The sequence below is a fragment of the Sphaerospermopsis sp. LEGE 00249 genome (genome assembly GCF_014299995.1).
In the GTDB taxonomy this organism is placed as follows: Bacteria; Cyanobacteriota; Cyanobacteriia; order Cyanobacteriales; family Nostocaceae; genus Sphaerospermopsis; species Sphaerospermopsis kisseleviana.
The window spans coordinates 1-8331 of sequence record NZ_JACJUZ010000123.1 but is presented as its reverse complement, the minus strand read 5'-3'; the positions used below and the strand labels follow the sequence as shown (position 1 = coordinate 8331).

9 protein-coding genes and 1 pseudogene are annotated in these 8331 nt (G+C 37.4%); 4 read left to right on the top strand and 6 right to left on the bottom strand.

What is annotated here, in order from left to right; all coding sequences use genetic code 11:
• The first annotated feature begins 257 nt into the window (after window positions 1-257).
• Window positions 258-563 (top strand): hypothetical protein, encoded by a 306-nt coding sequence (locus tag H5968_RS24120; RefSeq protein ID WP_187041960.1) that lies wholly within the window; start codon window positions 258-260, stop codon window positions 561-563.
• A gap of 175 nt (window positions 564-738) precedes the next feature.
• Here H5968_RS24120 and H5968_RS24115 read toward each other — a convergent pair whose 3' ends face one another.
• Window positions 739-1521, bottom strand: a complete 783-nt coding sequence (locus H5968_RS24115; RefSeq protein WP_187041959.1) for a Uma2 family endonuclease — start codon at window positions 1519-1521, stop codon at window positions 739-741.
• Between the two features lie 193 nt (window positions 1522-1714).
• Window positions 1715-2473 carry a Uma2 family endonuclease gene (locus H5968_RS24110; protein ID WP_187041958.1) on the bottom strand — a complete coding sequence of 253 codons (759 nt, stop codon included), beginning with the start codon at window positions 2471-2473 and terminating at the stop codon, window positions 1715-1717.
• A 417-nt stretch (window positions 2474-2890) separates the two neighbouring features.
• On the opposite strand from H5968_RS24110, the gene H5968_RS24105 reads away from it, so the two are divergent.
• Window positions 2891-3313 carry a hypothetical protein gene (locus H5968_RS24105; RefSeq protein ID WP_187041957.1) on the top strand — a complete coding sequence of 141 codons (423 nt, stop codon included), beginning with the start codon at window positions 2891-2893 and terminating at the stop codon, window positions 3311-3313.
• A 74-nt stretch (window positions 3314-3387) separates the two neighbouring features.
• On the opposite strand, the gene H5968_RS24100 is transcribed toward H5968_RS24105, so the two are convergent.
• Window positions 3388-4323 carry a 1-aminocyclopropane-1-carboxylate deaminase/D-cysteine desulfhydrase gene (locus tag H5968_RS24100; RefSeq protein ID WP_187041956.1) on the bottom strand — a complete coding sequence of 312 codons (936 nt, stop codon included), beginning with the start codon at window positions 4321-4323 and terminating at the stop codon, window positions 3388-3390.
• Window positions 4324-4392: 69 nt separating this feature from the next.
• Here H5968_RS24100 and H5968_RS24095 point away from each other — a divergent pair, with 69 nt between their 5' ends.
• Complete coding sequence (locus H5968_RS24095) at window positions 4393-4956, top strand: pyridoxamine 5'-phosphate oxidase family protein (protein WP_187041962.1); 564 nt, start codon at window positions 4393-4395, stop codon at window positions 4954-4956.
• A 49-nt stretch (window positions 4957-5005) separates the two neighbouring features.
• Here H5968_RS24095 and H5968_RS24090 read toward each other — a convergent pair whose 3' ends face one another.
• Window positions 5006-5485 (bottom strand): DUF1499 domain-containing protein, encoded by a 480-nt coding sequence (locus H5968_RS24090; RefSeq protein ID WP_187041961.1) that lies wholly within the window; start codon window positions 5483-5485, stop codon window positions 5006-5008.
• Window positions 5486-5866: 381 nt separating this feature from the next.
• Between H5968_RS24090 and rnhA the strand changes: the two genes are divergently transcribed.
• On the top strand, window positions 5867-6775 hold the full coding sequence (rnhA, locus tag H5968_RS24085) for a ribonuclease HI (protein ID WP_187041955.1): 909 nt from the start codon (window positions 5867-5869) through the stop codon (window positions 6773-6775).
• Between the two features lie 129 nt (window positions 6776-6904).
• On the opposite strand, the gene cruG is transcribed toward rnhA, so the two are convergent.
• A complete protein-coding gene (cruG, locus tag H5968_RS24080) occupies window positions 6905-8083 on the bottom strand; it encodes a 2'-O-glycosyltransferase CruG (protein WP_187041954.1) in 1179 nt (392 codons plus the stop codon).
• Between the two features lie 149 nt (window positions 8084-8232).
• A pseudogene (locus H5968_RS24075) lies at window positions 8233-8331 on the bottom strand (IS630 family transposase); the annotation flags it as partial.

Below are 8331 nucleotides of genomic sequence, written 5' to 3'. Positions count from 1 at the left end.
CCCCCCAACCCCCCCTAAAAAAAGGGGGGCTAAACTACTCAAATTCCCCCTTTTTAAGGATAATTTAGGGGGATATGACAACATTTAACACATAATCAAATACTTTGAAAACAGCCTCTTAAAAAAAGAGGTTTTTTTATAACTAAGCATTTAATAGTGATTTAATATTTTTGATGTTTAAGTATATTTACTAAATACGTAAAACAAAGCGAAGTTATATAATCTGTCTATTATGGACTAATATGGAGTTAATCCAAATGCGAAAATATTTGAAAAAAGCTGCTGACAGTATAGTTCAAGCAGGAGGTAATTTAGCAAATAGCGAAGATGCAAAGGCTATAGGTGCTATAGGTGCTGCTTCATCTGCTGCTGCCGGCTTAGGTTCAATCACAGTAGCTACTGTTACAACTGCTGCACCAGGAATATTGGGTGCTATAGGATTAACTACTACGAGTGTTGTTGCTCTTCCTGCTGCTGGTATTGTAGCTGCTGCTGGTTTAGCTGGTTATGGAATTTATAAGGGTGTACAGATGGCACAAGGTAATAAAGGTTCAGGATTTTAGTAGGTTGGGTTGAACAAAGTGAAACCCAACAAACCTCTGTAAATGTTGGGTTATGCCTTCGGCACACTGCGTGAACGTTCCTCAACCCAACCTACAGAATTTTATTTTTTAGGCTTAACTGAAAAGTATTGGATACCGGACTTCTTTAAGAAGTCTGGTATCTGGCTTATCTAGTTTAGTCCGGTTCAACACCTAAAGCACGCAATTTAGCAATTAAACGTTCATTTTTTAGGCGTTCCTCTTCCGCCCTTTGACTTTCCCTTTCTGCTCTTTGATATTCCTGTTCTGCTCTTTGATATTCCTGTTCTGCTCGTTCTTCTCCACTTAATAATAAATTACCATCTAGATCCCACCAACGTAACCAAGGTAAATCTAAATTTTGATATTCACCTTGCCATATTCCTAACTCTACTCCTAAAGCGGGAATTGGATAATGTCCGCGTTCATTAGCCGGTAATAAATGGTATTTATTTTCCAATAAATGATAAACTTCCACACTAGCTTTATTTACTTCATAAATGCCATAAAAAGCTGGATGTATCACCTGTTCATAAATCCAAAATTTACCTTTCCAGGGTGTTTTATCTCTTTCTTCATCACCATTACCAGACACAAATTCTAAGACAATTAATGGTGAAATATACTCTTGCCATAAAACATAAGAACGGCGCACTTGTCCATTTAAACTAGGCGGAACATTCGGCACATAAAACCAATCAGGTGCTTCTGCACCCCGTTCTAAAGGTTCGGTAATTCGCCAGTAAATACCGCTATCTTGACCTATACAATATTGTCCATCGGGATGGATTTTTTGTAATATTGGTTTAATTGATTCTGTTAGTAGAATGCTTTGGGGGTGTTCCTGGAAGTTTTTCACAAATGTACCATCTTCACAAGGTAGTTGGGTATGGTCTGGGAGACTAATTGGAGTGGTAGTAAAATCTGTAGTCGAGGTCATATACTCCCCGCGCTTGTGGTATTTTTTGGTGTGGTTTTTGTAGAGGTAATTCATGAATTACCCATACTTTATTGTATTATTATAAATATTTTTAGGTAAATAAACATCAAGATACCGGATTTCTTGAAGAAGTACGGTATCTATTTTATTCTGGTTAAAACCCTAAAGCACGAAATTTAGCAATTATTTGCTATTAAATGATTTCATCAGGATTAATACCCAATTTACGCAATTTTTCTGCTAATTTTTCGGCTTTGATTTTCGCTGCCTTTGCTTCTTCTGAAGGTTCGGGAATTAATTCCCCATCCAATGTAAACCACCTCAACCAAAGTTTAGGAATACCACGAAATGTCCCTTCCCATAACCCCAAACTTAAACCTATTTCTGGCATCGGTAAACGTCCATCAATAAAATTTACTGATTCATAATGACCACCTACTAACTGAAATGCGCGGACTTCGTTGGTATAACGACTAAAAACAATATAATAAGGAATCCTTAATATGCGTTCGTAAACTTCCCATTTTGTAGGGGGTTTATCTGCTTGACTTGCTTTAGTTCCTAAATCTTCTTCTTCTGTCCCCGGTGATAATAATTCAACTACCACAAAAGGTTTAGCTGGTTCTTGCCAAGTGACATAATTTAAACGTAAATCTTGATTATTATATAATTTAGAAACTCCAACTACACCAAACCAATCTGGTCTTTTATACCATAAAGGATGTTGTAGATCATAATAAAGATTGAGATCCGCAGCACTATAAACTAATTCTGGATTCCAGTTTAAGGGTTGAAAAGTTAAATATAAAAGTAAGGTTTGTAAAAAATGAAAATCATCTGGCAAACCTTTTTCCTCCTGGTTTTCGCTTGGTAAATCATACATTGTGGGTAAGGTTTCCCTTGGGGGAAGGGGTGGTTCTGTTTGTGGGGGTAAAGGTGGTGAGTAAGTCATTTTATTTTAGATTTTGGATTTTGGATTTTGGATTTTGGATTTTATATTCAAAAAAACAAATCATGTTTTTCAAGAATGCTTTTTAATGTTTTAATTTTCAATGTGTTTTTGTGAGAGTATAGATTCTTAATTTACTACCATTATAACGCTAAAATTAAAGAATAACCAAAGTAGCATCAACTCGGTTAAGAGTTTTTGTAGGTTGGGTACAAAGAAAGCGTAACCCAACAACAGTCTATCAATGTTGGGTTTCCTATTGTCAACCCAACCTACAAATTATATTTTTTTATTGCAACTAAATACTGAAAAAACTTTAAATTTCGTGTTAATAATTGTCAGTTCTATTACAAAACTCTATCAAACAGTAGGTTAGGGTGGACTTGATGCAATTAAAAAACCTCAATTTGGTGTCACCTTGTGTCTAATTTAGAACTGTACCAATATCTCCCTAAACTTACTGATGCTGCACTGCAAGAATTTACAGAATGGTGTGTTTTAGAACAGTCTAAAGCCGCAGGATTGGAATTTAAACCTGATCAAACTAAGTTGAAAAACCTAGAATCAGCAGATTATTTAAAACAGCTAATTGATCAGTTTATGAAAGTGAAACCTGATCCTATTCGTGCTGGTTTAGTTGCTGTTATTGCTGGACAACAATCTGATAAACATAATTTGTCTGGTTTAGCAGCTATTGTTGATTTTGTTTCTCTTTATGTGAAGTATTTAATTCCTAAAGATGGTACTGATCCCACAGAAGCAGAAACAATTTTAACGAAAGCAGCACAACATCAGTATGATCAACTTACTGAAATTGCTAAAAAACATGGTGTAACTTTATGATTTTCAGATCCCCGACTTCTTGAAGAAGTCGGGGATCTTAGTTGTAAAAAATTTGTTTTAATTAAATATGTTTTTCATATTTTTTTAAGTAATTTTTCTTCGATACCAGAATTTCCTTGTAACCCACCAGCATGTATTAATAGTATTTTACCTGGTGAAAAAAATCCCTTTTTTAATAAATCCATGACACCATAAAACATTTTTCCCGTATATACGTAATCTAGGGGTATATTATGTTCCTGTTGGAATGTGTGACAAAATTTAATTAACTCTTGGTTAACTTTTGCATAACCTCCGAAATGGTAATTGTATAGCAATTGCCAATGTGCCGGATTATGAACTGGTACAGGTAAACCGGATTGAATATAATCTTGTGTTAAATTTGTAATCTGTGGTGCTAAAAATTCTCCACCTTTTAATACAGGAAAGCCGATAATTTTCTGATTTGAATGTAATGATAAAGCAATTCCAGCTAGGGTTGTACCTGTGCCACAGGCGAGACAAATTGTGTCAATGTCAAGATATTTTAGGTTTTCCATGATTTCTGTACAACCACGCACACCATTTAAATTACCACCACCTTCGGGAATGATGAATACTTCACCAAATCGTTGTTTTAATTCTTCCTGTAGTTGGTTTGTGTGCCGTTTTTTGTAAGTTGTGCGATCGCAATATACTAACTCCATGCCTTGTTCTATGGCAAAATTTAAGGTAGGATTCAGTGGTAAAGTTTCTTCTCCACGAATCACCCCAATAGTACGCAAACCAAAAACCTTACCTGCGGCAGCGGTAGCAAAAATATGGTTAGAATAAGCACCACCAAAAGTAAGAATGGTAGAGTATTTTTTTTCCTGAGCTTCTAATAAATTGTATTTCAGCTTGAACCATTTGTTACCATTAATTTGGGGGTGCATGAGATCAAGACGGAATACATATAACTCAACACCAGCACTATCAGCTATTTGATGATTAATTTTTTCTAGAGGTGGAGATAAAAATATTGACGACATTTCAAACACAAGTTAAGCTTTGTGGGAATGGTAGAAAATAACAAATCTGCAAAAACTATCAAACTGTTTATGGCTAAAGTTTTTGAATCTATCACCGAAGAATTGCAAAAATTTATTGCAAATCAGCAGATGTTTTTTGTTGGGACTGCCCCTTTAAGTCCTACTGGTCATGTTAACATTTCTCCTAAAGGTTTAGACAGCTTTCGTATTCTTTCACCCCATCGGGTTGCTTATTTAGATGTCACAGGTAGCGGTAATGAAACTTCTGCCCATCTGTTAGAAAATGGCAGAATTACATTTATGTTTTGCGCTTTTCAAGAACCACCTTCTATTTTGCGGCTTTATGGACAGGGAAAAACAATATTACCTAATGCTGCTGAATGGGATTATTTGTATTCTTTATTTCCTCCGATTAACGGAACTCGGCAAATAATTGTTGCTGATATTGACAGGGTGCAAACTTCCTGTGGTTTTGCTGTGCCACTTTATGAATATCAAAGACAAAGAGACACTTTAGTTAACTGGGCTATTAAGAAAGGTGAACAGGGAATTAAAGAATATCATCAACAGAAAAATTTTGTCAGTATTGATGGTTTGTTAACTCCCTTGTCTCAGGTTCACAATCAAAGGTAATTTGATGAATAGATGATGCTAGAAAATCAATATTTGATTTCTATTTCAATTAAATGTTTAAATCACGCAAAGCTAAACGAATTTGTTCCATACGTCTGCGGTTGACACCAAGATCCGACTCTCCCACACGAGAAGCTGAACGGATATGAATTACTGGTTCATCATTTGGTAAATAAAACTCTACATCATCAACAAATTTGAAGATGCGACTTTTAGAAATAGCATGAATGTAATTATCTGTTTGTTCCATAACTTCTGTACGTGGTACAACAGTGAGAACTTTCAGTAAGATTTCTCTTGCTTGATCACGGTCTACATGATAAATAATCGGATCAATGGCGTGTTTAGCATCTGCATTTTGACTGACAACACAGTTATTTGTATTGGGACAAGGACTCAGATAACCTGATGTCACTCCTAAACCAGTTGCCCATGTAACAGCAGGAAGCATGAAACCAATAAATAAGGTTAAGAGTATTGCTAATGTAATACTCTTTATCCTTTGTGGAAATGTGTTTAGATATTGCATGATGATTTTCTTGACTACAGTTAATTCAATCATTGTTTGATATTTGACAATAAATGACAATAAAATATTAATATAAATTGGGAATATTGTTGAAAGTATTTTTGTGGAGTTAGAAAATAATGAAGAAGGAATAGGGAATAGAGAATAGTTTTAGTTATCTAAAATAAACATATAAAATAAACCTAATTAACAGAAATAGATTGTAAATAACATTCTGGAAATTAAAACTGCTTCATTTTGACTAATAATACTATTGGCTGATGACTGATAATTGATGACAGAGGGTGCAAGTTTGATGACTTGATTTATAAAACCCTTTTTTGCTAATCTCTGTGTGCAACTCATTATTAATTTTTAATTTTGAATTTTTAATCACTCATCATGTCTACACAACGGATAATTCAAAGCATATATACCGATGGTGCTTGCACTGGCAACCCTGGTCCTGGTGGTTGGGGTGTTGTTGTTTACTTTAATGATGGTTCAGTTTACGAAATGGGGGACGCATCCCGGCATACCACCAATAATAAAATGGAAATGCAAGCGGCGATCGCTGCCCTAGAATTTTTTGCTACATCTGGACAAACCCAACCCATCACCCTGTACACCGATAGCGAATATCTGATTAACAGTGTTACCAAATGGATGCAGGGTTGGAAAAAGAAAGGTTGGAAAAAAGCAGACGGAAACCCAGTCCAAAACCAAGACCTGTTAGAAACCCTGGATAGACTCAACAGCCGACTTGTAAAATGGCAGCACGTGCGCGGACATTCTGGTAACATAGGTAACGAAAGGTGTGATGTGATTGCTCGCTCCTTTGCCAGCGGCAAAATTCCATCTCTTCAACAATTATCCCCGGAAAATCTTGATGCAACCTTAACCAATACAAACAATGTAAATTTCACAAAAGTATCTGATTCTCCAATCAACTCTACACAAATCAAAGAAAACATTTCGGAAAGCAGAACTTTTTTATCAGACACAACCACTATGGAACCATCTACAGCGTCACCTGCAACCACAAACGACGAAAAACCACCTGAGATGAGGGTTTTACACCTCCGCAACCTAGTTGAAACTTTGCGGGTTGCTGACGAAATTGCCGAAAAAGGCTATTTAATCACCAGTTCCGAACTAGCAGACTTGATGGATGTCCATGCAAGTGCTGTCACCAGTCGGGGAGATCAATGGCGTTGGCGAAATTGGATAGTTTCACGGGTACGACGGGAAGGAAATCAAATTCTTTGGGAACTAGAAAGAGGTGATCAAGTGGTAAATGACAATGAATAAATCATGGTAATGGGTAATGGGTAATGGGTAATGGGTAATTGGTAATGGGTAATGGGTAATGGGTAATTGGTAAAAACTCTTTTCTGTCACCTGTCACCTGTCACCTGTCACCTGTCACCTGTCACCTACTCAATATTTTCTCCCCCGCCATTCCTTGGGTTTGCGGAGTGCAGATAAAAAGATTCTCAGCACAGCGAGGGGATCAGCTAAAGGAGAAAGCCAGAACAACCAACCACCCTCAGCATTTTTACGGTCGTAGGAAGGAGCGATCGCCAATAACAAAGCAAAGCGAATTACCAGTAAAAATATATTCAGCCCCAATAACAGGCGCAGGGGAAGCAGGGGAGGCAGGGGAAGCAGGGGAAGCAGGGGAAGAAAGCCCAGTAAAATCAATATGGGTAAACCCTGTACAGAGGACAATAACCATAAATCACCCCAAATTTGAGCGCGGTTAGAAGCATCCTTTAAATCTAAACTGCGCCCCCACTCCTTCCAAGTTTCCTTTGCTCCCTCATACATCCGCACTTTGAAAACTTTAGCCCCATCCAAAAACCCCACCTTAAAACCAGCCGCCGCAATATTTCGCGCTAAGGTAACATCATCACAAAAAGAACCTTTAGCAGTGCTATAACCATCTACAGCCGCTAAAACCGAGCGCCGACATAAAAAACACTGTCCGTTAGCCATCACCCTTTCCGGTTGTTCAGTGTGAATACCCGCAGGATCAAATCTATATAACAGCGTCATCAATAACGCCGGTTGTAACCAACATTCACCAGGATACTTGAGAATAAACTGAGGAGACAGGGAAACCAAATCATAACCCTCTGTTTGGGCTGTTTTCACCAAACTAGCGACCAAACCGGGATGAGGTTGAATATCGGCATCCATCCCCAAAAACCACTCACTGTCTGGGGAACTAAACAAAAAGCCGTTATGTAAAGCCCAAGGACGACCCACCCAACCAGGAGGTAAAGGATCATCATTCATCACGCGAAAGCGGGGATCTTTTTGTTGTGTAGCTTTTACCAAGTCGGGAGTACCATCCTGGGATCTGCTATCCACAACAATAACTTCTCGGACTTCATAGCTTTGCCGACTTAACCCAGCTAACAGGGGACTAATACGCAAAGCTTCATTTAAAGTGGGAACAACCACACTCACACTACCCAAAATATCCGGGGTTGGTTGTTGTGGTTGCAAAGGTGGATGTCTTCTGGGACCCTTGAGCAAACGTGACAATAACAGCGCCGTTGCTGGTACTTGGATCAGTAATAGTAGAAGTGAAATAATGCTTTCTGTAATCAAAATATGTATACCAATTAAAAATATAGGAGGCAGGAGGCAGAAGGCAGAAAATATAAAATTTATACTAATTAGCAATTACCCATTACCCATTACCAATTACCAAGTTAGTGCTGAGTGTAGTTATAGTCATTTAACTTAAGAATGAGACATTAAGATACACAATAATCACGGATGATTTCATCTAAGGGTGTATTTGAAGGAGCATACATTCTGGCTCTCTTTAAGGCACTAAAATCATGCTCAATATC